Source organism: Micromonospora narathiwatensis, from assembly GCF_900089605.1.
In the GTDB taxonomy this organism is placed as follows: Bacteria; Actinomycetota; Actinomycetes; order Mycobacteriales; family Micromonosporaceae; genus Micromonospora; species Micromonospora narathiwatensis.
This window is the reverse complement of the sequence record NZ_LT594324.1, coordinates 6,527,195-6,549,992: the sequence shown is the minus strand read 5'-3', so window position 1 is coordinate 6,549,992 and position 22,798 is coordinate 6,527,195. Positions and strand designations below refer to the sequence as shown.

The following is a 22,798-nucleotide window of genomic DNA, read 5'->3' as shown; positions in this document are numbered from 1 at the left end:
ACGGCCACCGCTGTTCGGTCAGGACTGGTTAGTTGACGGTTACGGTCTGCTTGTTGTAGTTCTTGCCGTTGCCGTCCGGCTTGTAGTTGCTCTCCACGTTGCCGGCGATGTCGACGGAGAACCAGTTGATGGTCGTGTTGCTGTTCACCGTGAGGTTCTGGACACCCTCCCGCATGCCGGCGAGGGCCAGCTTGGGCGAGTTGAACGTCGGCCGGCTGCCGTCGAGCGTGTAGTACACGTTCGCCGGCTCGCTGGTGGTGAAGGTGAAGGTCGTGGCGCCCGGCTGCTGGCTGACGATCTTCACCGTGCTCTTCGGCTGGATCTTGTCCGTGGCGTACGCCCGGGCGACCTCGAGGATGCCGATGTTGCCGTTGGCGAACTCCATCGCCTCCTCGTGGCCCTCGGCGAACGTCGGCTGGAAGCCGACCGCGGTGAACCGCTTGGTCGTCGGGTTGTAGACGTCCGCGCCGACCTCGAAGTCCCAGCCGATGATGCCCCGGTTGTACCAGTGCTCGTCGGCGCTGTTGCCGGCCGCCGAGTAGAGCACGTCGGTCACCGGTCCGGTACGGCCCGGCCAGATCGCGGTGCCCCGGTACTCCTGCACGCGGGAGAGGATGTAGTCCGAGGAGGTCCAGAAGAACGCCTCGGTACCCTGGTCCACCCGCGGCAGCACCTCACGCCCGGCGGTCTTGTACGCGCCCGGAGGCCACATGAAGTAGCCGCCGTAGGAGTGGGTGTTCATCGAGAGCTTGATGTTCGGGAAGTTGTCGACCAGCCAGACCTCGTTACGCGCCTCCGGCTCGGACAGCTTGCTCGGCCCGGAGTACGTGTCGCTGGTGCAGCTCGTCGACCCGCCGTTGTAGCCGTCGTAGACGGAACCGACCGAGAAGTTCCGGTTGATGTCCACGCCCCAGGCGTTGCGGTTGGCCGGGTCCGCCGAGGACGCCGGGCAGTAGTTGGTCATGTTCCGGCGCTGCATGTTGTAGTCGTACATGCTGTAGTGCGCGCCGTCCGGGTTGACCACCGGCAGGATGAAGATGTCCAGGTCATCGACGATCTTGCGGGTGTTCGGGTCCTGCGCGTAGTTGCGCAGCAGCCGCTCGGCCGACTCCACGCAGACCAGCGGGGTCACCCACTCCCGGGCGTGCTCCTGGCAGTAGAGGAAGACGCCGACCTTCGAGCCGTCCCGGTGCTTGCCGATCCGCAGCACCTTCATCTGGAACGGGTCGCGGGAAACGCTCGCCGGCGCCTTCAGGTTGTCGGTCAGCTTGGTGGCGGCGGCCGCGGCCACGGCGCCCGCGCCGGCGTTGCCCCGGTAGGTGCTGGCCGTGAGCAGCTTGGCGGCGTCGGCGTTGCCGTTGACCGCGTTGGCGACCTGCGCCGCGGTGCTGGTGATCGCGCCGGAACCGTTGGTCGCCAGGTTCACCGTGACGGCCTTGCCGGAGACGCCGACCGTCAGCGGGGCGTTCGCCGCGCCCGGGTTGACCAGCGACATGGTGATGTCGTTGCCGCCCTCGGAGCCGTACGCCTTGGAGGTGACGTAGACGATGCTCGCCGTGGCGGTGCCGAACTGCGCCTGCGCCTGACGCCGGTAGCCGTTCGTCTTGTACGGCAGGTCGATCAGCTGGGTGAGCTTCGGGAACTCCGCGGCCAGCGAGGTGAACCGGGCGGTGATCTCGGTCGGGTCCATGTAGTGGTCGACGAAGTCCGACACGTACGGGTGGTCACCGGTGACCTTGCGCGGGCTGCCCAGCCACTTGGCCACGTCGACCGTGACCGAGCCACCCTTGTTGCTGGTGATGGTGGCCTTGGCCGGCGCCTTGTCGATGGCCAGCGGGTTGCTGAACCGGTGGTACATGTACTGGCCGGCGTCGGTGAACCGGGACAGGGTGGCGGTGCCGCCGGAGCCGATCTCCGTGCCCGCTCCGCTGTCGTAGCTCACCGTCAGCACCGTGGTCGAGTCGCTGCCGGCGCTCGACTTCACCTCGATGTTGAGGAAGAGCTGGTTGTCGAGGCTGGTGAACCACTCGGACCGCAGCACGGTCAGGGTGTCGGTGCTGGCGGCCAGGGCCTGCAGGGCCCGGACCGTGGTGGACCGCTCCGCCACGTTCTCCGCGTAGTCGCTCTGGTCGGAGATGGCGTCCTGCACGTCGAAGCCCATGTCGCGCAGCGACTGGCTCTCCTCCGGGCTGAGGATCGCGTGCACCTCGATGCCGTTGTCGACCGGCTTGACGTACTCGGCGAGGTCGACACCCAGCTCGTTGAGCCGGTCGATGCCCGACTTGTCGGCGACCACGATCCGCATCAGACCGACGCCGTTCTGTTCGCCACTCGACGTCCTGTCGGGGGCCACCGCGGTGTCCGTCGTCGGATTCGCGAGGCCGGGCGCGCTGACGGCGAGCGCCAGCGGTAGGGCGAGCAGAGCCAGCAAGCGGCCCCGCCTGATCGGTTTCCTTGTACTCCTCATGAGAGTCCTTCCTGGCAGGGAGGTCCCGATGGCCGACCCGGTGGGGGTCCCGGCACGACCTCGGCAGCCATAGCTGGCGGGAAGTGTGATCCGACTCTCAAGAGCTGTCAAGATCAATGTCAGCAGGGCGGACAATGGTCCCGACCGAACCAAACGATCATCCCGCCCCGGCTGTCCGCACCGCCACGTCCTTGATCCGACCAGCTTGAACCGCATCTTTAACCCAACCGTTACGTGTGTGGGCGCGATCGGACCCTCGTGCCGGAGACCGGACCGCCTCCGCAAACCGGACGAGGAATGACCTGGAGCGGACCGGCGACTAGCGTGCAACCTGTGGCACGGCTGCTGCTCATCGAGGACGACCTGACGATCCGTACCCCGTTGATCCGGGCCCTGCGGGAGCGCGGCCACGCGGTCGCCGCGGCCTCCACCGCGATGACCGGGTTGCGCGACGCGCTCGACGACCGGCCCGACCTCGTCGTACTCGACCTGGGACTGCCCGATCTGGACGGTCGGGAGCTGCTGCGGATGCTGCGCGCGGTCAGCTCGGTGCCGCTCATCGTGGCCACCGCACGCGACGACGAGGCCGAGATCGTCCGGCTGCTCGACGCCGGGGCCGACGACTACCTGGTGAAACCGTTCACGGCGGCGCAGCTGGACGCCCGGGTCCGGGCCGTGCTGCGCCGGTCGGCCGGGGACACCGCGACCGGGGACCCGACGCTCGTCGTCGGCGGGCTGCGGATCGACCCGCGGTCGCGGCAGGTGAGCCTGGACGGGGTACCGGTGGAGCTGACACCGCGCGAGTTCGATCTGCTGCACCACCTCGCCGGACGGCCCGGACAGGTGGTCACCAAACGGGAGCTGCTCACCGAGGTCTGGCGGATCCCGTACGGCGGCGCCGACAAGACCGTCGACGTGCACCTGTCCTGGCTGCGACGCAAGCTGGGCGAGAGCGCCCAGCAACCGCGCTACCTGCACACCGTACGGGGTGTGGGGGTGCGGCTGGCGGCGCCGGGAGGCACCGGGTGAGGGCCCGCCTGGCGCTGCTCGCCGCCGCGGTCGGCGTGCTCGTCCTGACCGCCTTCCTGGTGCCGCTGGCGCTGCTGGTCCGCACCGTCGCCGCGGACCGGGCGACCGTGCGGGCCACCGCCGAGACGCAGAGCCTGGTGCCGGTGGTCGGCACGGCCGACCCGCAGACCGTCCGGCTGACCGTCGAGCAGCTCGCCGCGGAGTCGGGCCGGCCGATCAGCGTGTTCCTGCCCGACGGCACGGTGCTCGGGGCCCCGGTGCCCCGTACGCCCGCGGTGGCGCTCGCCGCGCGGGGGCAGAGCCTGACCGCCGAGTCGGCCGACGGCCGGGAGGTGGTCATCGCGGTCCAGGGCCGCCCGGACGGGACGGCGGTGATCCGCACGGTGGTCCCCCGGTCCCAGCTCACCGCCGGGGTGACCCGGGCCTGGCTGGTGCTCGCCCTGCTCGGGGTGCTGCTGGTGCTGGTCGGGTTGGTGGTCGCCGACCGGCTGGCCCGGACCCTGGTGCGGCCGATCACCGAACTCTCCGCGGTCTCCCACCGGCTCGCCAGCGCCGAACTCGACGCCCGGGTCACCCCGGCCGGGCCCGCCGAGCTGCGGGAGGTCGCCGGGGCGCTGAACCACCTGGCCGGACGGATCCAGGTGCTGCTGCGCGAGGAACGGGAGCAGGTGGCCGACCTGTCGCACCGGCTGCGTACCCCGCTGACCGTGCTGCGGTTGGAGGCCGAGTCGCTGCGCGACCCGGACGACGCGGCCCGGCTGACCACGGCGGTGGACGGCCTGGAACGGGCGGTCACCGGCCTGATCCGGCAGGCCCGCTGGCGCAGCTCGACGCGGGACGGCCGGGGCGGCTGCGACGCGGCGGCGGTCGTCGGCGAGCGGGTGGCGTTCTGGTCCGTCCTCGCCGAGGACACCGGCCGTACGGTCACCCTCGATCTCGCGCCCGGCCCGCTGCCGGTGGGGGTGGCCGACGACGAGCTGGCCGCCGCGGTGGACGCGCTGCTGGGCAACGTCTTCGCGCACACGCCGGACGGCACCCCGTTCACCGTCCGGCTCGCCCGGGACGCGGGACAGGTCGCGCTGACCGTGGCCGACTCCGGCCCGGGTATGCCGGCCGGACCGGTGCGGCGGGGCGCCAGCCGGGCCGGGTCGACCGGGCTGGGCCTGGACATCGCCGACCGGGCTGCCCGGGCCGGCGGCGGCCGGCTGGAGCTGCGCGGCGGGCCCGACGGTGGCACGGTCGCGCTGCTCCGCCTCGGGCCGCCGCAGCCTTAACCCGGGCTTATCCGCCGGGCAGCGCGCCGCTATCCCCGTCGCGCCGATCCTCGATGGCACAACCGAGGAGAGGTGAAGACGATGCGACGAACTTCCCTGATGCTGGCGGCGGCCGGCGGCGCCGCGGTGCTCGCGGTGACCGGCGTGGCGCTCGGCGTGACCGCGGCCGACCGGCCGGCGGGCGGTACCGCGCTCACGGCGGTGACAGCCGGCCCGACCAGCGACGACAACCCCAAGCCGGACGACGACGCGACGCACGGCGGGGCCACGCCGAGCGGTACCGCCGCCGGCGGCACGGTGAGCCGGGAGCGGGCCGGCGAGATCGCGCTCGCCCGTGCCGGCGGCGGCCGGATCGTGGAGATCGAGGCCGAGACGGAGCACGGCCGTCCGGTGTGGAGCGTCAAGGTGGTCGACGCCGGCGTCCGGCACGAGGTGAAGGTCGACCGGGGCGACGGTGCCGTGGTGGAGAGCGAGCGGGAGCGGACCGACGACAGCGGCGGCGCCCGCGACCGGTCCGACGACCACGGGGGCACCCGCGGCGGCAGCGACGACGACCGGTACGACGACCACGGCGGCGACCGCCGTGGCTCCGACGACCACGGCGACGACTGAGCGCGCCGGCAGCGGGTCAGGGGTCCGGGTGGAGGTTTCCGCCCGGACCCCTGCCGGTCAGCGGGCGGTGCAGCGCAGCCCGGTCGGGGGCTGGCTGTCGCCGGTCGCCACGAACCCCCAGCTCGCCGTGCCGCCGGGCGGGAGGCTGCCGTTCCAGCCCGCATCGGTCGCGGTCACCTGCTGGCCGGACTGGCTCGCGGTGGCGTTCCAGGCGCTGGACAGGCGCTGCGAGCCCGGGAAGCCGAAGGCGGTGGTCCACCCGGCGATCGCGGTCGTACCCGTGTTGCGGACGCCCACCTCGGCCTGGAAGCCGCCGGCCCACGTCCCGGTCACCCGGTAGTCGGCCGCGCAGCCGGCGGCGGGCGGCGGCGTGCGGGTCGGCGTCGCGGTGGGCGAGGCGGTGGGCGAGGCCGTGCCGGTCGGCGTGGCCGTGGGCGACGGCGTCGGGCCGTCCGAGGTGGTGTAGCTGACCGAGGTGTACGCGGCCGAGCAGGTGCCGCCGCAGGAGCTGGGCAGGGAGAACCGGTACACCCGGCCGTTGTTGATCAGCGTGTCGGCGGCGTCGCGGACCCGGATCTGGAAGTCGGTGCCGCCCGAGGTGGTCGCCCCGATGACGTACGACTGACCCATGTCGCTGTTCATCGTGGCGGCCTTCCAGGCCCCGTCGGCCAGATACTCCACGCTGTGGAGTCCGTTGGCCAGGTGGGACACCGCGATCGCCGGCCAGTAACGCTGCGCCCCGCGCAGGAAGCCGATCCGGATGTCGCCGGTGTAGTTCGGCGCGGGCACGAACGACCACGAGACGTGCCGGTTGTTCCAGTGGTTCGGGTACATGTCCCCGACCGGGGTGCCGTTGCGGGCGAAGCGGTTCAGCGAGGCGGTGACCAGGTCCAGGTGGTACGGGTCGTCCCGGCACCAGGCGTTGCCGTCGCCGCAGGAGTCGGCGACCACCATGGTGAGGGTGGCGCCGTTGTACCCGTCGGCCACCCAGGAGCCGTTGCGGCAGAACGGCTGCGCGGGTGCGCCGTCGTTGACCCCGGTGCAGTAGTCGCCGACGGTCACCTTGACGTACCGGCCGCAGTTGAGGCCGTTGTTCCACAGCCCGATCCGGCTCGCCTGCGCCGGTGGCAGCGGCCGGGTCGGGAAGGACGAGTAGTCGCCGGGCATGTTGTAGACGTTGAGCGCGACGAAGTCCTGGCTGTCGAGTTCGGACTGCGGGAGGCCGCAGCCGCCGTACGGGGAGCCGAGGCCGTCGAAGTGGGTGGCGTTGCCGGTCACCGGGGCGGGCGGGTCACCGACGGCGAGGGCGGGGAGCTGGCCGGCGACGAGCAGCGCCGTCGCGGCGGCGGCCAGGGCCGCGACGAGTCGCAGGCGGGGGCGCGAGGTCGACATGGGAAAGCCTTCCGGGCGGGTCGACCCTGGACAGGGCCGACTCAGGAGATGTCATGGGTGCCCATCCATGCCCGGCTGCGTCCGCCCGCCCATGCCATCACCCCCGGTCGATGGCTGTCAACGCCGTCCCGGAAGACCTGAACGGGACGCGACCGGCCCGCTACATTGAATTATGGTGCCCGCCCACGACGGCCGGGCGGCGGAACCGGTCTACCAGCCCGTGCTGGTCGGTCGCCGGGGTGCGCTGGAGGCACTGGCCCATCTCGACGACGCCACCGCTCCGCTGCTCGCTCCGGTCCTCGACGTCCACGCGTTCGATCCGTACACCATGGACCTGCTCGGCCGACTGCCCGCCGGGCTGCTCCCCGCCGTCGACGTCTCGGCGCTGCCGGACGGTCCGGAGAGCGAGCTGGTCCGCTGGGGCGTACCGCTGGTGCCGGTGATCGGGCTGGCGGAGCACCACCGGCGGTTGGTGGCGCACGGCGCCGCCGCGCGCGCGTACGCCCGGCGGGCGGTGGTGCGGCTGCGGACCGGGCAGGATCGGGCCGGCCCGGACGCGACGACCGGCGCGGTGGAGCGCGTCTGGCGGCTGGCCCGGCTGGTGCCGGAGCAGTGCGATCTGCTGATCGACGCGGGGGACGTGTGCTGTCCGGCCGACGTACGGCTGGCCGAGCCCCGGATCCGGCGGCTGGCCGACTGGTCCCGGCGGCACGCCTGGCGCTCGGTCACCGTGCTCGCCGGCGGGATACCGCCCACGCTGGCCCGCCTGCCCACCGACGAGCCGGTACGCCTCGACCGCTTCGACTGGCGGCTCTGGCAACGGCTGTCCGACCTCGGCGTCGGGTACGGCGACTACGGCGTCGACTGCGCGGTGCCCGGCTCGGACGGGCCGGCCGACCGGCTGCCGACGCTGCGGTACGCCACGGACGACGCGTGGTGGATCTACCGCTGGTCGCGGCGGGGTGGCCGGGGCGACGAGCGGTTCGCCGACCTGTGCCGCACGCTCGTGTCGGCCCCGCACTGGCCGGCCGCCGGGGCCGGCTTCTCCTGGGGTGACCACGAGATCCTGCGGCGGGCCCGGCACGGCGCGGGTGCCGGCTCGCCGGCCAACTGGCTCGCCTGGAGCACGTCCCACCACCTGGCGCACGTGCTGGCCGCGCTGCGACGTCCCGGGTGGGAGCAGCGCGGTGGGCCGTGGCCCGCCGGTCAGTACGGGCCGGAGCGGGGCCGCCACCCGCGTGGCGGGGCGGCGCGACGGGCCGGGTGAGCCGGCGCGGTCACTCCTTCGCGGTGAAGCCGAACTGCACGATGCCCTCCTCGTCGACGACCGCGTCGACGGAGGTGTCGTTGAGCAGTTGGGCGGCGTCGGCGTCGAGGAAGATCCGGGCCCCCTGGTTGTCGACCACCTCGTCGCCCTGCACCGGCTGCGGCACCAGCTCGATGGAGAGCGAGCCGGCCGCGGCGTCGGCGGCGATGCGCAGCCCGCCGCCATCGGCGACGTCCTGCTGCTCGGTCAGGTCGCGGATCACCAGGACGGCGTTGTCGGTCATGGTCAGCATCGCGGAACTCCTCGTGACTGCTTCGGGATCGCGGGCGGGTCGACGCGGCCCGCGCGGCCGGTCCGGACCCGGAATGGCGATTCGGTCCTCGCCACACAAAACGGGGCAGGTCGAATGCCCCTCATGGCCTACGGTGCCCCCTGTCCGGGCATCCGTCAAATAGAGCGGAGTCAGTCGACACCGGGGGCGCCGGAACCGTCCCCGAACGAATGACGCGGGTGCCGGACCGGTGTTTCCCAGGCTCTCCGCCGGGTATCCGTACCGGTTCGGCACCGCCCGGTTTCGGCACCAGCCAGGAGATCGGCCGATCCTGGCAATAAGTTTCGAGCGTTGCCCTTCTCTGGAGGAAAGCGCCATGCGAGCATCAACGCATGCATCGTCGTCGTTTTTCCCAGGCGCTCGCGGTGCTGGTCCTGGTCGCCACCGCGGCCACCACCGGCGCCCCCACCGCCACCGCCGAGTCGCCCACCCCCGCGCGGATCCGGCTGGCCGCCACCATCGACGCGATCCTCGCCGACTCCCGGCTGGACGGCGCACAGGCGGGCGTGGTCGTGGTGGACACCGCCACCGGGCAGACCCGCTACGACCGCAACGGCGGCCGACGGCTGATCCCCGCCTCCAACACCAAGCTGCTCACCTCGGCGGCGGCGATGGAACTGCTCGGACCGGGTCACCGCTTCACCACCGACGTGGTCAGCGACGGCGTACGCCGGGGCGGGCTGCTCTCCGGCAACCTGTACCTGCGCGGCGGCGGCGACCCGACCACGCTGGCCGAGGACTACGACCGGCTGGCCGCGCAGGTCGCGACCGGGGGCGTACGGGTGGTGACCGGCAACCTGGTCGCCGACGACACCCGGTACGACCGGACCCGGCTGGGACCGGACTGGACCTGGGACGACGAGTCCTACTACTACGCGGCACAGGTCTCCGCGCTGACCGTCGCCCCGGACACCGACTACGACGCCGGCACCGTGATCGTGCACGCCGCCCCGGCCGCCCGCCCCGGTTCGCCACCGGCGGTGACGATGACGCCGCCCAACGGCTGGCTGCGCGTCGACAACCGGGCCGAGACGGTCGCCACCGGCCAGACCACCCTCTCCTTCGAACGCGAGCACGGCGCCAACACCATCGTGGTGACCGGGCAGATCGCCGTCGGCGACGAGCCGACCAGCGAATGGATGACGGTCTGGGAGCCGACCGGGTACGCCGCCGACATCTTCCGGTCGGCCCTGCGACGGCACGGGGTACGCGTCCTCGGCCGGACCGTGCTCGGCGAGGCCGCCCCGCACGACGCGGCGACCGTCGCCCGGCACGACTCGATGCCGCTGGCCGAGCTGATGGTGCCGTTCCTCAAGCTCTCGAACAACGGCCACGCGGAGGTGCTGACCAAGGAGTTGGGGCGGGTCCTGTCCGGCTCCGGCACCTGGTCGGCCGGCCTCGCCGCGATCGGCAACTACGTCGGAGGCGCCGGCGTGGACACCGGGACGCTGCGCCAGCGCGACGGCTCGGGCCTCTCCCGGCGCAATCTGGTCCCGCCGGCCCAGTTCGTGTCGCTGCTCGTGGCGGCCCGCGCCGAGCCGTGGTTCGACACCTGGTACGCGGCCCTGCCGCTGGCCGGCAACGCCGAGCGCTTCGTCGGCGGTACGCTGCGCAGCCGGATGCGGGGCACTCCCGCGGCGAACAACGTGCACGCCAAGACGGGCAGCCTGACCGGGGTGTCCAGCCTCTCCGGCTACGTCACCGACGCCGACGGCCACCTGCTGGCCTTCTCGATCGTGCTGAACAACTACCTGACCTCGTCGGTCAAGTCGCTGGAGGACCAGATCGCGATCGCCCTGGCGTCGTACACGGAGAAGGGGGCGACCACGACGCGGCTGGTCGGGCCGACGACGACCGAATCACCGCACGTGCCGGACGGCCTGGAGTGCTCCTGGGTCAAGCCGATCGTCTGCTGAGCCGGGGCCCTGTCCCCCGGGACGGAACAGGGCCCCGGCTCAGGCGCCCGGACGGTGCGGCTCCGGGTCGGCGCTCGGGTCGCCGCGCTCGACCAGCGCGTCGATCGCGGCGGGCGGCAGCCCGCGCAGCGCGAGCACGCGCCGCCCCCAGCGGTGCAGCCGGCACGGGTGCGGGCTCGCGTCGTTGCGGCAGATCGTCCCGCCGGACCAGCGTCGCGGCGCGTGCACCACCACCGCCCGGACCGCGAACTGCGCGTCCTCGCCGGTCACGTACGGCGGCAGCGGGATCTCCCGCAGCACCTCGCCGGCCGGGGCGACGGGACGGACGACGGGCGCACTCCTGCTCATTGGGCGAGCCTCCACAGGGGATGGTCGGATCGGGACAACCGGAAAGGTACGACGGCGCAGCGTGCCCGCGACGGACAAACTGTCCCGGGAGTTCCGACCGGTGTGGACGGTCGAGGCGCGGCCGGGCCGGCGACGGCGGCTCAGCGCAGCGCGACGGCCTGGAGGCTGACGTTGCCACAGTCCCCGAAGGACTCCTCCACCGTCCAGCTCACCAGCAGCTTCGCGCCCCGGGGCGCGCGGAACCGGACGGTGAGGTCGGCGGTCCGCATGGTGTGCGGGTCCTCCAGGCGCACCGTGCTGGTCGGCCCTCCGCTGGACAGCCGCAGGTCGAGGCGACCGCGGGCCATCCAGAGCCCGGCGTAGAGGTGCACCGTGCGCGGCTGACCGTCGGCGGCCACGGCAAGGTTGAAGCCGGTGCCCTCGCCGCAGGTGTACACGCCGGAGAGGGTGCCGCCGGCCGACCGGACCGGTGCGCCGTCGTGCCAGGAGTACGCCTCCGGGTTGTTGCTGTAGCTCACCCGCTCGCCTCGGCCGCCCTCGTCGCGGATCTCGCCGGAGCCGCCGCGCTTGCGGACCGGGGTGCCCGCGTCGGAAAGCCCCCAGTGGGTCCAGTCGACCCGGCCGACCGTGCTGAGATCGACCTGCGCCGGCACGTCGGCCTGGCCGACCGCGAGAGTCGGCTCGGCCGGAGTTGACGGCGACAGGCTCGGCGAAGGGCTCGGTGTCGGCGAGTGCTGTCGGGGTCGCAGCCCAGGGGAGACGATCCCGCCGCCGGCGTCGGGACCGCTCGGGGACGGCGCGGCCGGCCGGCCGATCGGCGGGGCGGGCAGCACGCCGCTCTCCTCCTCGCGGGGCGTCCCGTGCCGCTCGGTTCCCAGGGATCCGACGACGGCGGCCAGGCAGGTCACGGCGACCAGCGCCTCCAGGAGCCAGCGGCGGCGTTGCCGGGCCCGCGCCATCCGGCGCAACGCCGAACGGTTGTGCCGGTACGGGTACGACGTCCGACCGGCGTCACCACCGTGGTCCTGCCGCCCCACCGCACCTCCGCTCCCGCCCGCCCGCCCCGGCCCGTTCCGGTCACCGGGGCGGGCGGGGGAATGACCGCTTCACATTTACATCGAGGGCGGCGATTGCGCCACCTGTCGGCGGTGCCCGTTTCCACCTTTCCACCAACGGGTGGCGAGGTCGCTTCCCGGGCCGCGGTCCAGGTCGGACCGGGGTGCCGGCCGGCCCCGCGCCGGGTCACCGGATCTCGAAGCCCAGCGCCTGGGCGAGCACGATCGCCTGCCCGACGTCGATGACCGCCCCGGCCCGCTCGACCGTCGTCGGATCCAGCGCGGTCAGGTCGCTGCCGCGCAGGTCGGCGCGGACCAGCTTGGCGGCGTGCAACTGGGCGCCGGAGAGGTCGACCCCGGTGACGGTGGCCCCGGTCAGGTCCGCGCCGGTCAGGTCGACCTCGCGCATGCGTACGTCGGTGACGCGTACCCCGCGCAGGTCGGCCCGGGGCATGGCGACGAAGGACCAGTCGCCGCCGCTGACCCGCAGCGGGCGCAGATCGCACTCCTCGAAGCTGCTGCCGACCAGCTTGCAGCCGGTGAACTCGGCCTCGAAGAGGTTGCACCGCTTGAAGGTGCAGCGGGTGAAGGCCGAGTCGGTGTGCCGGGAGGCGTTGAGGGCGACGTTGCCGAAGACGCACTCGGTGAAGACGGCCCCCTGGCTGACCGCCTCGGTGAGGTCGACGTGGAAGAAGGAGCAGCGGACGAAGTGCCGTTCGACCAGTTCCTCGGCGTACCAGTCCTCGTCACGGTAGGTGACGTCCTCGGTGAGCTGCGGCATCAGGCCAGACTAGTGGGGCCCGCCGACGCTTCCCGGGTGGGCGTACCGGCCGGTAGGTTCGGCGTCGTGAGCGTCGCAGTGAGCACCGACCCGGTCCGTATCGGCTTCGACCCCGCCCGGCTGGCGCGGATCGACGAGCACTTCGGCAGGTACGTCGATGACGGCCGGCTCGCCGGCTGGCAGATCGTGGTGACCCGCCGGGGCGAGATCGCCCACTCGACCGTGTACGGGCTGCGTGACCGGGAGGCCGGCGCGCCGGTCGAGCCGGACACCCTGTGGCGCATCTACTCGATGACCAAGCCGATCACCTCGGTCGCGGCGATGATGCTGTGGGAGGAGGGGCGGTTCGAGCTGAACGATCCGATCAGCCGCTGGCTGCCGGAGTTCGCCGACGTCCGGGTCTACGACAAGGGCTCGGTACTCAAGCCGTACACGGCGCCCGCGGTCGAGCCGATCCGGGTCTGGCACCTGCTCACCCACACCGCCGGCCTGACGTACGGCTTCGCGCAGAGCACGGTGGTCGACGGCCTGTACCGGGCGGCGGGCTTCGACCTGAGCGTGCCTCCCGGCATGGACCTGGCGGCGGCCTCCGCCGGCCTGGCCCGGCTGCCGTTGCTCTTCCAGCCGGGCACGAGCTGGAACTACGGGGTCTCCACCGACGTGCTGGGTCGGCTGGTCGAGGTGGTCTCCGGGCAGCGCCTGGACACCTTCTTCGCCGAGCGGATCCTGCGGCCACTGGGCATGACCGACACCCGCTGGTGGGTCGACGAGCCGGACGCCAAGCGGCTGGCCGCGCTCTACGCGCCGCACCCGAGCACCGGGCAGACGATGCGTCAGGACGGCATCGGCCGCGCCGCGCTGACCGAGCCGGGCTGGTTCTCCGGCGGTGGCGGGCTGGTCTCCACGGCCGCCGACTACCACCGCTTCACCCAGTTCCTGCTGCGCGGCGGCGAACTGGACGGGGTACGCCTGCTGGGGCCCCGGACGGTGCGCTTCATGACCCGCAACCATCTGCCCGACGGGCGCGACCTGGCCTCGTTCGAGCCGCAGGGCTTCGCCGAGACGGTGCTCGACGGCATCGGCTTCGGCCTCGGCTTCGCGGTGGTGCTGGACCCGGTGCCGGCCCGGGTGCCGAGCAGCGTGGGCGAGTACTACTGGGGTGGGCTGGCCAGCACCGCGTTCTGGGTGGACCCGGTGGAGGAGGTCACCGCGCTGCTGTTCACCCAGCTCATGCCGTCCAGCACGTACCCGCTGCGCTCGCAGCTGCGCCAGCTGGTCTACTCCGCGCTGATCGACTGACCCGACGCGGGGCGCGCCGCCGGCACGTCGCCCGGGCCGTTCCGGTCGTCGGGCGGCGGCCGGGATGGCCGATCCGGCACCGGCCGGACGTTCCGCTCCCTAGCCTGATGAGGGGTGAGGCACGTCGGGCGGAAGGGCGGTCAGGCCATGGGCAACGTCGTCGTGTTCGGGGCCGGCGGGACCGCGGGCTCGCGGATCGCCGCCGAGGCGGTCGAGCGGGGTCACCGGGTCACCGCGGCGGTACGCCGCCCGGAGGCGACCAGCTACCTCCCGGCCGGCGTACGTACGGTGACGGGTGACGTGACGTCCGCGCGCAGCGTACGTGAGCTGGCCGAGGACACCGACGTGTTCGTGGTGGCGATCGGCGGCGGCGAGCGGGAGCTGTGGCGCGACGCCGCCCGGACGCTGGTCGACACGCTGCGCGAGGTGCCGGACCCGCCCCGGGTGATCCACGTCGGCGGCGGGGCGACGCTGCTGACGCCGAAGGGCACCCCGTACCTGGACGAGCCGGACTTTCCCGAGGAGTACCGGGACGCGGCGTTGGGCCAGGCCGACGCGCTGGCCGTCTATCAGTCCTCGGCCGACGGGGTGACCTGGACGTACGTCTCCCCGCCCCCGCTGGAGTTCCACCCGGGCGAGCGGACCGGCCACTACCGCACCGGCACCGACCATCCGGTGACCGATGACCAGGGCCGGTCGGTGCTCACGTACGAGGACCTGGCGGTGGCGATCGTCGACGAGATCGAGAAGCCTCGGTTCAGCAACGCGCGCTTCACCGCCGCGTACTGAGGCGAGTCGGGGCGCGCTGACGCGGGTCAGTCGGCCAGCCGGGCGGGGAAGCCGCCGGTGGCGATCGGCCCCCAGGCGTCGATGGTGATCCGGATCAGGGACTTGCCCTGCTTCACCATGGCCTGGCGGTACTCGTCCCAGTCCGGGTGCTCGCCGGAGATGCTGCGGAAGTACTCCACCAGCGGCTCCAGGGCCTCCGGCAGGTCGAGCACCTCGGCGGTGCCGTCCACCTGCACCCAGGGCCCGTTCCACTCGTCGGAGAGCACGCAGGCGGAGACCCGGGGGTCGCGGCGGATGTTGGCCACCTTGGCCCGCTCGGGGTAGGTGGAGATGACCAGCCGACCGTCGGCGTCGACCCCGCAGGAGACCGGCGAGGACTGCGGCCGGCCGTCGGCGCGGGTCGTCATCAGCAGGACCTGGTGCCGGGGGCGGAGGAACTCGATCAGGGCGTCCCGGTCGACCCGGGTGTTGGTCGCGATCGTGCGTGCCATGCGTCGGTTCTACCAGGCCCGCCTCCACGTCGGGCAGCGGCCGGGGGCTGGTGGCGGCGCCGGGCGTCAGCGGGGGCGGGCGGCAGCCCGGCCCGGGGCCTGCTGGGCGGGCACCCGGGGCCGCGCGGTCGGCCGCCAGGCGCGGCCGTTGGCGTAGATCACCCGGAAACCGAGGTACGAGGCGAGGGGCGCCCAGTGCGCGGAGCCCATCCGCAGCTCGGCGGCGTTGTGCCGCTGCCCGTTGGCCAGCACGTCGAGCAGCACGGTCTCGAACGCGGCCGACTCGACCCAGTCGACGTCCCGGGTGAAGCCGCAGACCAGCGCCGCCCCGGTCACGTCGAGGAAGTCCCGCAGCGCGGCGTCGGAGGCGCGCAGCACCGAGCAGCTGCCGAAGTAGAGCCGCCGGCCCTCGCAGCGGCCGGCCATCCGCTCGGCGACGTCGGCCAGTTCCACCGAATCCCAGTCGGTGAGGCAGAGCCGGCTGGGTTCGCCGTGCATGGCGAAGAAGCCGACCCGGTAGTCGGCGTACTGCTTGAGCAGCCAGCGGTCGATGAAGTAGAAGAGCTCGTCGCGGGTGGCGGCGTCCTTGTGGATGAAGCGGATCCGGCCCAGCCGTTCGAGCAGTTCCAGGGTGGGCAGGACGGAACCGCGCTCGTTGAGGTCCCGGTGCCACTGTCCTTCGACGCAGAAGACGCCACCTCGCGCCAACGCCCACCTCCCCGACCGCGCGGTCGCCGACGTAGCCGTCCCCGGCCTCCGGCGCAGACGTTACCGCCTGCGGGCCGCCCGGCGACATCACCCTGGGTACCGTCGCAAGGCCGGCTCCGTCACTTCTGGGCACGCGCGCGTGCCGTGCGGCCGAATGAGCCCTTCCCCATTTGATGCAACTTGCACTAACCGCCCCTGAACTGCGGTTATGAGAGCAATTCGGATAAATGCCCAATATCGGGTCAGAACAGTGCCAGGGTAGATGGGCCAGAGCGTCCCGGTCGATGCCCTGATCGCACCCAATCGCACTCCAGTCGGGAGAACTCCTGTGCTCGTCAATACGCTGAAACGGATCGTCGTCGCCTTCGCGCTGGCCCTGCCCGGGGCGGCGATCGCCACGGTCGTCGCCGCGCCGGCGGCTCACGCCGATGGCTGTTACACCTGGCACCGACCCCTGGCACCGGGCAGCTCCGGGGAGGACGTCCGCCAGTTGCAGATCCGGGTGGCCGGCTGGGCCGCGTACCGGGGCATCGTCCACGTCGACGGCAGGTACAACGCCGAGACGACGGCCGCGGTCCGGCGCTTCCAGTCGGCGTACGGGGTACGCGTCGACGGCGTCGCCGGCCCACAGACCTTCGCCAAGCTCTACGAGTTGCAGAACACCGACTGCACCCCGAAGCACTTCAGCTACAGCGAGCTGGACAACGGCTGCCGCACGGGCGGCTGGACCGGCGGCCCCCTCTCCCCCAGCGCGACCCGGGCGTACGCCCTGCGCCTGATGTGGAAGCTGGAGGCGCTGCGCCACAGCCTCGGCGACAAGCCCCTCTACGTGAACAGCGGCTTCCGCAGCTACACCTGCAACCGGCAGGTCGGCGGCGTGTCGGACAGCCAGCACCTCTACGGCAACGCGGCCGACCTGACCTCGCGTACCTCGTCGCTGTGCCGGCTGGCCAGGGAGGCCCGCAACCACGGCTTCAGCGGCATCTTCGGCCCCGGCTACCCGGGCCACAGCACCCACGTCCACGTGGACGCGCGCCGGGAGAACAACGCCGACAAGAGCGCGAACACCACCACCTGGTCCGCCGCACGCTGCGGAATCTGAACCGGCAGGCGGCCGACCCGACGGCGACGGCGTCCCGCCGCAGGATTGGGGACCTCCTGCGGCCGGGTCGCCGTCCGTCGGCCCGGAGCAGTCGTCAGCGTCGTCAGCTCGCCCGGGGCCAGCGCGGCCGGGCGGCGGGGGGTGCCACCGGCCGACCGGTACCGCCGGGCCGGATCGCGGGCGCGGCGACCCGGCCGGTCTGGGCGTGCGGGGGCTGGGCCGCCGGAGGGCCGCCCGTCGGCCCGGTCACCACGAACGGGAACGGCACGTGCACGAACGGGTTGCCGTGCCGCACCAGCGCGTCGATCTGGCGCTCGTTGAGACCGTGCGCCGCCAGCACCCGCCGTCCCCACCGGTGCAGCCGGCACGGGTACGCGACGCCGTCGTTGCGGCACTTCGGTCCGGCGGGCCACTCCTCGGCGGCATGCACCACCACCGCCCGGACCGCGAGTCGGACATCCTCGGGCGTCAACGATGCCGGCACCGGCACCTCGCCCAGGACCTGTTCGATGGGATCCGTCGACTGCTCACCAACTCGCACGGCAGGCCTCCCGCAGCTCGGCAGCGGTACGACCGACCCGCCGCACCGCATCCTCGCCGACTGGTACGGCTCCGGGCCGGCAGCAGTTCAATCCGGCCACGCGGTCAACAGGTCCGCCGGGGTGAGCACCGCCACGCCGTCAACCGCCACGCCGCTGCGTGAGACGGCGACCAGCGGGGTCCGCTCGTCGGCGCCGGGCAACTGGGCGCGGTGCATCAGGAGCCGGCCCAGATCGTGGTCGTCGAACGGCCCGTTCTCCAGCCATTTCACCGAACCGACGAAGGTGATGCGCTTCGCCACCGGCGTCCGGTCGGCACCTACGAGATCGATTTCTGGATCGTTGGTGCGGGTCCAGTAGCCGCCGACCACGGCCGTCTCCGGTGGCAGGTGACCCGACGGCAGCCGGCGCAGCGACTCACGGACCACCGGCTCGATGGCCCGCCCGCGCCAGGACGTCCACGAGGACCTGATCCGGGCGAGGGTGAGGTCGCCTCGCCCCCGCTCGATCTCCGGCAGGTGCGGGCCGAGAAACGACAGCCAGAAGCGCAGGTACGGATCGGACACCAGGTACCGCGTCTCCCGGGAGGGTCGCGTGGACAACGGAAGCGCGACGTCGACGATCCGCTTGTCGCCGAGCAGCCGCAGCGCACGGGTGAGCGATGCCTGCGGCATCCCGCCCGCGGCCCGCGCGATCGACGAGAAGGTCCGCTCCCCCGACCCGATCGCCCGCAGAACCACGCCGGCCTGGGACTGCGCCGGGAACTCGGCGGCGAGCGCGCGTTCTCCGCTGACCAGCAGCGCGGACGTGGGGTCGGTGACCGCCTCGGCCAGGTAGTCGTGCAGGGTGGCGCCCGGCAACCATTCGTCGAGAATCAGCGGCAGGCCGCCGGAGACGAGGTAGGCGTCGAAGGCCTCCGCCGGCGGAAGGCCGAGCATCTCCCCGACCTCGTGTGGGCTCAACGGCGGCACGACCATCTCGGTGGCCCGCTGGTGGAAGGGCCGTCCGTAGTCGTTCAGTGCCTCCATCATCGCCAGGTCCGAACCGATGCAGATCAGCAGGACCGGTCGGCGGGACAACTCACGGTCGAAGACCTTCTGCAACGTGCCCTCGAAGCCGGGATCGGTGGCGATCAGGTACGGCAGCTCGTCCAGCACGACGACACTCGGACGATCGGCGGGCAGTGCGGCAGCGAGCAGCGCGAGCGCGGCGTCCCAGGTTCGCGGCGACTGCGCCGCGAACAGATCGGCACCGGGCAGCGCCGAGCCGGCCGCCGCGGAGACGAAGAGCGCCAGGTCGGCGGTGACCGTGGGCTGCGCCGAGGCGGTGAAGAAGAGGTGCGGTACCCCGGCCCGCTCGACGAACTCCTCCACCAGGCGAGACTTGCCCACCCGGCGGCGCCCGCGCATCAGCAGAGCCCGGCCCGGCCGGCCGGCCCGCCCACCCCGCGCGACGCGAGCCAGCATCCCGTCCAGCAGGGCGAGTTCCCTCAGCCGGCCAACGAAGCCGTCCACGCCCCTCCTTCGAAGCCCTCTCCATCGAAACAACCAGGAATGAAACTATCATCCGTGAGTGCATTCTTCGCGCGCTCGCCTCGTTGGACAGGCCGGGCCCCGCAGCCGGACGGCGGAGCCGGGAACGCCGTCAGACCAGGCCGGCGTCGTGGACGAGCAGGGCGACCTGCACCCGGTTGTTGAGGTCGAGCTTGGTCAGCAGGCGCGACACGTACGCCTTCACCGTCGCCACGCTCATGAACAGTTCCGCGGCGATCTCGGCATTGCTCCGGCCCTGCCCGACCGCGACCGCGACCTCCCGTTCCCGCTCGCTGAGCCCGTCCAGCAGCCGCAGCGCCCGGTCCCGGCGGGGGTCCCGCCCGACCCCGGTCGGGGCGGCGGCGGTCACGTGCGTGATGAGCTTGCGGGTCACCGCCGGTGACAGGGTCGCCTCCCCCGCCGCGACCCGGCGGATCGCCTGGACGATCTCGGCGGGTGGCGTGTCCTTGAGCAGGAAGCCGGCGGCTCCGGCGCGCAGCGCCCGCAGCACCTGGTCATCGGCGTCGAACGTGGTCAGCACCAGCACCTCGGGCGACCGGGGCGACGCCCGCAGCGTCTCCGTGGCGGTCAGCCCGTCCACCCGGGGCATCCGGATGTCCATCAGCACCACGTCCGGCGCGTACGCCTCGACGGCGGCCGGCACCTCCGCGCCGTCGCTCGCCTCCCCGACGACCCGGACGTCCGGCACCCCGCCGAGGATCATCGACAGGCCGGCCCGGACCAGTGCGTCGTCGTCGACGATCAGCACCCGCACCGGTTCCGCGCCGGTCCCGGCGTCGGGGGTCACGCCGGCCACGGCAGCGAGGCGGCGAGCCGGAAGTCGCCCGAGTCGTCGCGCCCGTACTCCAGGCGGCCGCCGGCCAGGCTGACCCGCTCGCCGATGCCGATCAGGCCGGTCCCGGCACCGGGAATCCCCGGTCCGGGGGCGTCGCCGACCGGCCACCGGTTGCGGATCTCGACGGTGAGGCCGTCGCCCGGTCCGCCGGCCAGCCGTACGGCGACCGCGGTGCCCGCCGCGTGCTTTCGGGCGTTGGTCAGCCCCTCCTGCACGATCCGGTACGCGCTGCGCCCGACCGCCGCGGGCACCGTATCCGGGGCGGCGACGAGATCACTGAGGGTGACCCGTACGCCGGCCGCCCGGGACTCGTCGATCAGCGCCGGCACGCCGGCCAGGGTCGGCTGCGGTCGTTCGGGGACAGGCGACTCCACGCCGTCGCTGTCCGTACGCAGCACGCCGATCACCTCACGCAGGTCCTGCAGGACGCTGTGCGCGCTGCCCCGGATCACCCCGGCCGCCCGGGCTATCTCCTCCGGCGGCGCGTCCGGACGGAACTCCAGCGCCCCGGCGTGCAGGCTGAGCAGCGAAATCCGGTGCGCGAGGACGTCGTGCATCTCTCGGGCGATCCGGGTGCGCTCCAGCTGCCGGGCCCGTGCCACCCGCAACTGCTGCTCGGCCTCGGCCCGTTCGGCGCGGTCCCGCAGGGAGAGCACCAGCTGACGACGCGCCCGGACGAACATCCCCCACGCCACGACCAGGCCGATGAACACCAGGGTCCAGATCATCGCCAGCCAGAACGGCATGGTCGGATCCGGACGGAGCCGGTTGAAGACGACGGTGGTGACCAGATGCGCGCCCACCAGCGCCGCCGCGATCGGGAACGGCCGGTGCACCACGACAGTGAAGATGATGATCAGCAGCGCCATCGTCGCGGTGACCGAGAAGAGGGCCAACGGCAGGATGGCCACGGCCAGGCCGACCGGCCAGCGCCGGCGGAACCAGAGCGACACGACGGCCAGCACGCCCAGCACCACGTCGACCTCGATGAGCCAGGCCGGGCCGTTGTTCAGCGCGATCTGGGGCGCGGACCGCCGGGCGTCGGCGACGGCGAACAGCAGCCAGCCGACGGCGAGCAGGAAGCACAGAGTGTCCACCAGCCAGTCCCGGGTCGTCCGCCGCGCCACCCTCGTCGGTGAGGCGAGGGCCCCCGGCAGCAGCCAGGGATATTCCGGTACGGCCGCGCTGGTCATCCCCCCATGCTAGGAACCCCCGCCCCGGGCCGGACAGCTACCAAAGTCGAGACTTACCCCTAGACCGAGGTAGCTCGGCTGTCGACCGCCGGCCGCAGCGGGTGCCCGGGTGGCGCCGGCAGGCTGATCGGCATGATCACCGTCGAACACCTGACCAAGCGGTACGGCTCCCACCGAGCCGTCGACGACGTCTCGTTCCGCTGCGAGCCGGGCACGGTGACCGGCTTCCTCGGCCCGAACGGCGCCGGCAAGTCCACCACCATGCGGATGGTCTGCGGCCTGACCCCGCCGACGTCGGGCGGCGCCACCGTCGCCGGGCTGCCCTACCGGCAGCTCGCCAACCCCGGCCGGGAGGTCGGCGTACTGCTCGACGCGTCGGCGCAGCACGCCGGCCGAACCGGCCGGGAGGTGCTGACCGTGGCCGCCCGAACCATGGGGGTCGACCGGCGGGAGGTCGCCGCGAAGCTCGACCTGGTCGGGTTGGGCACGGCGGCGGCGAAGCGCCGGGTCCGGGCGTACTCGTTGGGGATGCGGCAGCGGCTCGGCCTGGCGCTGGCCCTGCTGGGTGACCCCCGGGTGCTGATCCTCGACGAGCCGGCCAACGGCCTCGACCCGGAGGGCATCGTCTGGATGCGCGGCCTGCTGCGCGACTTCGCCGACCGGGGCGGCACGGTGCTGCTCTCCTCGCACCTGCTCCGGGAGGTGGAGGCGGTCGCCGACCGGCTGGTCGTGATCGGCAACGGCCGGGTCGTCGCCCAGGGCGGCAAGGACGAGTTGCTCGCCGATGCCGGCACCCTGGTCCGGGCCCGCGACCGGGGTGCCTTGCGCGTCGCCCTGGACCGGGCCGGGCTCGACGCCGCCAAGGTCACCGACGGCCTGCTGGTCCCTGCCGCGGCCGAGGCGGTCGGGCAGGCCGCCGCCGACGCCGGCGTCGCGCTGACCGAGTTGCGGCCGGCCGGCAGCGCCGGCCTCGAACAGCTCTTCCTCACCCTCACCTCCGACGCGTCGACCGGCAAGGACCTCCGATGACCACCACCGCACCCGCACCCGCCGCCCCCGCCGTCGCCCATCGGGCCGTACGGCGCCCGCCCTCCCTGCTCCGGCTGACCGAGGTGGAGCTGCGCAAGCTCGCCGACACCCGGGCCGGCTACTGGCTGCTGATCGTCATCGGTCTGCTCGCCGCCGCCATCGTCACCGTGCAGCTCTTCGTCCTCGACGACGAGTTGCAGAACTTCACCGACTTCTTCGTCCCGTCGCTGCTACCGGTCGGGCTGCTGCTGCCGGTGCTGGGCATCCTGTCCATCACCGCCGAATGGTCGCAGCGGGCGGCGCTGACCACGTTCACCCTGGTGCCGAGGCGGCACCGGGTGATCCTCGCGAAGCTCGCCGCGATCGTGCTGGCCGCGCTGGCCTCGGTGCTGGTCAGCCTCGCCGTGGCCGCCGTCGCCACGCTGCTCGCGAGGGCCACCGGGGGCACGGGCGGCTGGTCGTTCGACGCGTCCCTACTCCTGCACGCGGCCGTCCTCCAGGTCGCCAGCGTGCTGATGGGCGCGGCGTTCGGGCTGCTGCTGCTCAACACCCCGCTGGCGATCGTCACCTACCTGCTGCTGCCCACCCTCTGGTCGATCCTCGGCGGGATGATCTCGGCGCTGCGCGGACCGGCGCGCTGGCTGGACACGACCGCGACGATGGAGCCGCTGTTCGGGCCGGACGTGACCGCCGGGCAGTGGGGACGGCTGGCGGTGTCGCTGCTGGTCTGGGTGGTCGTACCGCTGGCGGCCGGGCTGGTCCGGACGCTGCGGCGGGAGGTGTCCTGA

22 protein-coding genes are annotated in these 22,798 nt (G+C 72.9%); 10 read left to right on the top strand and 12 right to left on the bottom strand.

Translation table 11 applies throughout. The features are described from left to right. Positions 1-28: 28 nt before the first annotated feature. Positions 29-2,431, bottom strand: a complete 2,403-nt coding sequence (locus GA0070621_RS29025) for a M14 family zinc carboxypeptidase (protein WP_167667575.1) — start codon at positions 2,429-2,431, stop codon at positions 29-31. Positions 2,432-2,800: 369 nt separating this feature from the next. Here GA0070621_RS29025 and GA0070621_RS29020 point away from each other — a divergent pair, with 369 nt between their 5' ends. The 3 genes from GA0070621_RS29020 to GA0070621_RS29010 all read left to right on the top strand — a co-directional run bounded on the left by GA0070621_RS29020 (position 2,801) and on the right by GA0070621_RS29010 (position 5,382). Then, entirely contained in the window at positions 2,801-3,496 is a 696-nt protein-coding gene (locus GA0070621_RS29020; RefSeq protein WP_091201696.1) for a response regulator transcription factor, read from the top strand. Beyond that, positions 3,493-4,770, top strand: coding sequence for a sensor histidine kinase (locus GA0070621_RS29015; RefSeq protein WP_091201694.1), 1,278 nt, complete (start codon positions 3,493-3,495; stop codon positions 4,768-4,770). The genes GA0070621_RS29020 and GA0070621_RS29015 overlap by 4 nt, the downstream gene beginning before the upstream one ends. An 81-nt stretch (positions 4,771-4,851) precedes the next feature. Continuing rightward, complete coding sequence (locus tag GA0070621_RS29010) at positions 4,852-5,382, top strand: PepSY domain-containing protein (protein ID WP_091202982.1); 531 nt, start codon at positions 4,852-4,854, stop codon at positions 5,380-5,382. Between the two features lie 57 nt (positions 5,383-5,439). On the opposite strand, the gene GA0070621_RS29005 is transcribed toward GA0070621_RS29010, so the two are convergent. Beyond that, positions 5,440-6,774 carry a cellulose binding domain-containing protein gene (locus GA0070621_RS29005; protein ID WP_091201692.1) on the bottom strand — a complete coding sequence of 445 codons (1,335 nt, stop codon included), beginning with the start codon at positions 6,772-6,774 and terminating at the stop codon, positions 5,440-5,442. A 172-nt stretch (positions 6,775-6,946) separates the two neighbouring features. On the opposite strand from GA0070621_RS29005, the gene GA0070621_RS29000 reads away from it, so the two are divergent. After that, positions 6,947-8,041 (top strand): beta family protein, encoded by a 1,095-nt coding sequence (locus GA0070621_RS29000; RefSeq protein WP_167667573.1) that lies wholly within the window; start codon positions 6,947-6,949, stop codon positions 8,039-8,041. Between the two features lie 10 nt (positions 8,042-8,051). On the opposite strand, the gene GA0070621_RS28995 is transcribed toward GA0070621_RS29000, so the two are convergent. Continuing rightward, a complete protein-coding gene (locus GA0070621_RS28995; protein WP_091201690.1) occupies positions 8,052-8,333 on the bottom strand; it encodes an iron-sulfur cluster biosynthesis family protein in 282 nt (93 codons plus the stop codon). A gap of 371 nt (positions 8,334-8,704) precedes the next feature. On the opposite strand from GA0070621_RS28995, the gene dacB reads away from it, so the two are divergent. After that, positions 8,705-10,288, top strand: a complete 1,584-nt coding sequence (gene dacB / locus GA0070621_RS28990; RefSeq protein WP_091201688.1) for a D-alanyl-D-alanine carboxypeptidase/D-alanyl-D-alanine endopeptidase — start codon at positions 8,705-8,707, stop codon at positions 10,286-10,288. Between the two features lie 39 nt (positions 10,289-10,327). Here dacB and GA0070621_RS28985 read toward each other — a convergent pair whose 3' ends face one another. From GA0070621_RS28985 to GA0070621_RS28975, 3 genes are all read right to left on the bottom strand, one after another. Next, positions 10,328-10,636 carry a hypothetical protein gene (locus tag GA0070621_RS28985; RefSeq protein WP_091201686.1) on the bottom strand — a complete coding sequence of 103 codons (309 nt, stop codon included), beginning with the start codon at positions 10,634-10,636 and terminating at the stop codon, positions 10,328-10,330. 140 nt (positions 10,637-10,776) lie between these two features. Further along, positions 10,777-11,673, bottom strand: coding sequence for a hypothetical protein (locus GA0070621_RS28980; protein WP_167667572.1), 897 nt, complete (start codon positions 11,671-11,673; stop codon positions 10,777-10,779). A 205-nt stretch (positions 11,674-11,878) separates the two neighbouring features. After that, positions 11,879-12,472, bottom strand: a complete 594-nt coding sequence (locus GA0070621_RS28975; RefSeq protein ID WP_091201682.1) for a pentapeptide repeat-containing protein — start codon at positions 12,470-12,472, stop codon at positions 11,879-11,881. A gap of 66 nt (positions 12,473-12,538) precedes the next feature. On the opposite strand from GA0070621_RS28975, the gene GA0070621_RS28970 reads away from it, so the two are divergent. Both GA0070621_RS28970 and GA0070621_RS28965 read left to right on the top strand, forming a co-directional pair. Continuing rightward, on the top strand, positions 12,539-13,771 hold the full coding sequence (locus tag GA0070621_RS28970) for a serine hydrolase domain-containing protein (RefSeq protein ID WP_091202977.1): 1,233 nt from the start codon (positions 12,539-12,541) through the stop codon (positions 13,769-13,771). A 147-nt stretch (positions 13,772-13,918) separates the two neighbouring features. Continuing rightward, positions 13,919-14,560, top strand: coding sequence for an NAD(P)-dependent oxidoreductase (locus GA0070621_RS28965; RefSeq protein WP_091201680.1), 642 nt, complete (start codon positions 13,919-13,921; stop codon positions 14,558-14,560). 26 nt (positions 14,561-14,586) lie between these two features. On the opposite strand, the gene GA0070621_RS28960 is transcribed toward GA0070621_RS28965, so the two are convergent. Beyond that, the gene (locus GA0070621_RS28960) at positions 14,587-15,051 is read right to left on the bottom strand and encodes a PPOX class F420-dependent oxidoreductase (RefSeq protein ID WP_091201678.1); all 465 of its coding nucleotides are present in this window, start codon (positions 15,049-15,051) and stop codon (positions 14,587-14,589) included. 66 nt (positions 15,052-15,117) lie between these two features. Beyond that, positions 15,118-15,759, bottom strand: coding sequence for a DUF6642 family protein (locus GA0070621_RS28955; protein ID WP_091201676.1), 642 nt, complete (start codon positions 15,757-15,759; stop codon positions 15,118-15,120). A 328-nt stretch (positions 15,760-16,087) separates the two neighbouring features. Here GA0070621_RS28955 and GA0070621_RS28950 point away from each other — a divergent pair, with 328 nt between their 5' ends. Beyond that, positions 16,088-16,861, top strand: coding sequence for a D-Ala-D-Ala carboxypeptidase family metallohydrolase (locus GA0070621_RS28950; RefSeq protein WP_091201674.1), 774 nt, complete (start codon positions 16,088-16,090; stop codon positions 16,859-16,861). Positions 16,862-16,964: 103 nt separating this feature from the next. Here the strand turns inward: GA0070621_RS28950 and GA0070621_RS28945 are convergent, their stop codons facing one another. The 4 genes from GA0070621_RS28945 to GA0070621_RS28930 all read right to left on the bottom strand — a co-directional run bounded on the left by GA0070621_RS28945 (position 16,965) and on the right by GA0070621_RS28930 (position 20,981). Continuing rightward, positions 16,965-17,402, bottom strand: coding sequence for a hypothetical protein (locus GA0070621_RS28945; RefSeq protein ID WP_091201673.1), 438 nt, complete (start codon positions 17,400-17,402; stop codon positions 16,965-16,967). A gap of 87 nt (positions 17,403-17,489) precedes the next feature. Then, positions 17,490-18,914, bottom strand: coding sequence for an ATP-binding protein (locus tag GA0070621_RS28940; protein WP_167667570.1), 1,425 nt, complete (start codon positions 18,912-18,914; stop codon positions 17,490-17,492). Positions 18,915-19,044: 130 nt separating this feature from the next. Beyond that, on the bottom strand, positions 19,045-19,749 hold the full coding sequence (locus GA0070621_RS28935) for a response regulator (protein WP_091201671.1): 705 nt from the start codon (positions 19,747-19,749) through the stop codon (positions 19,045-19,047). Beyond that, entirely contained in the window at positions 19,737-20,981 is a 1,245-nt protein-coding gene (locus GA0070621_RS28930; protein ID WP_091201669.1) for a sensor histidine kinase, read from the bottom strand. The genes GA0070621_RS28935 and GA0070621_RS28930 overlap by 13 nt, the downstream gene beginning before the upstream one ends. 132 nt (positions 20,982-21,113) lie before the next feature. On the opposite strand from GA0070621_RS28930, the gene GA0070621_RS28925 reads away from it, so the two are divergent. Together GA0070621_RS28925 and GA0070621_RS28920 are read left to right on the top strand one after the other, a co-directional pair. Then, positions 21,114-22,010 carry an ABC transporter ATP-binding protein gene (locus tag GA0070621_RS28925; protein WP_091201667.1) on the top strand — a complete coding sequence of 299 codons (897 nt, stop codon included), beginning with the start codon at positions 21,114-21,116 and terminating at the stop codon, positions 22,008-22,010. Beyond that, positions 22,007-22,798: an ABC transporter permease gene (locus tag GA0070621_RS28920; RefSeq protein ID WP_091201664.1), complete on the top strand. Its 792-nt coding sequence runs from the start codon at positions 22,007-22,009 to the stop codon at positions 22,796-22,798. Before GA0070621_RS28925 ends, GA0070621_RS28920 begins: the two co-directional genes overlap by 4 nt.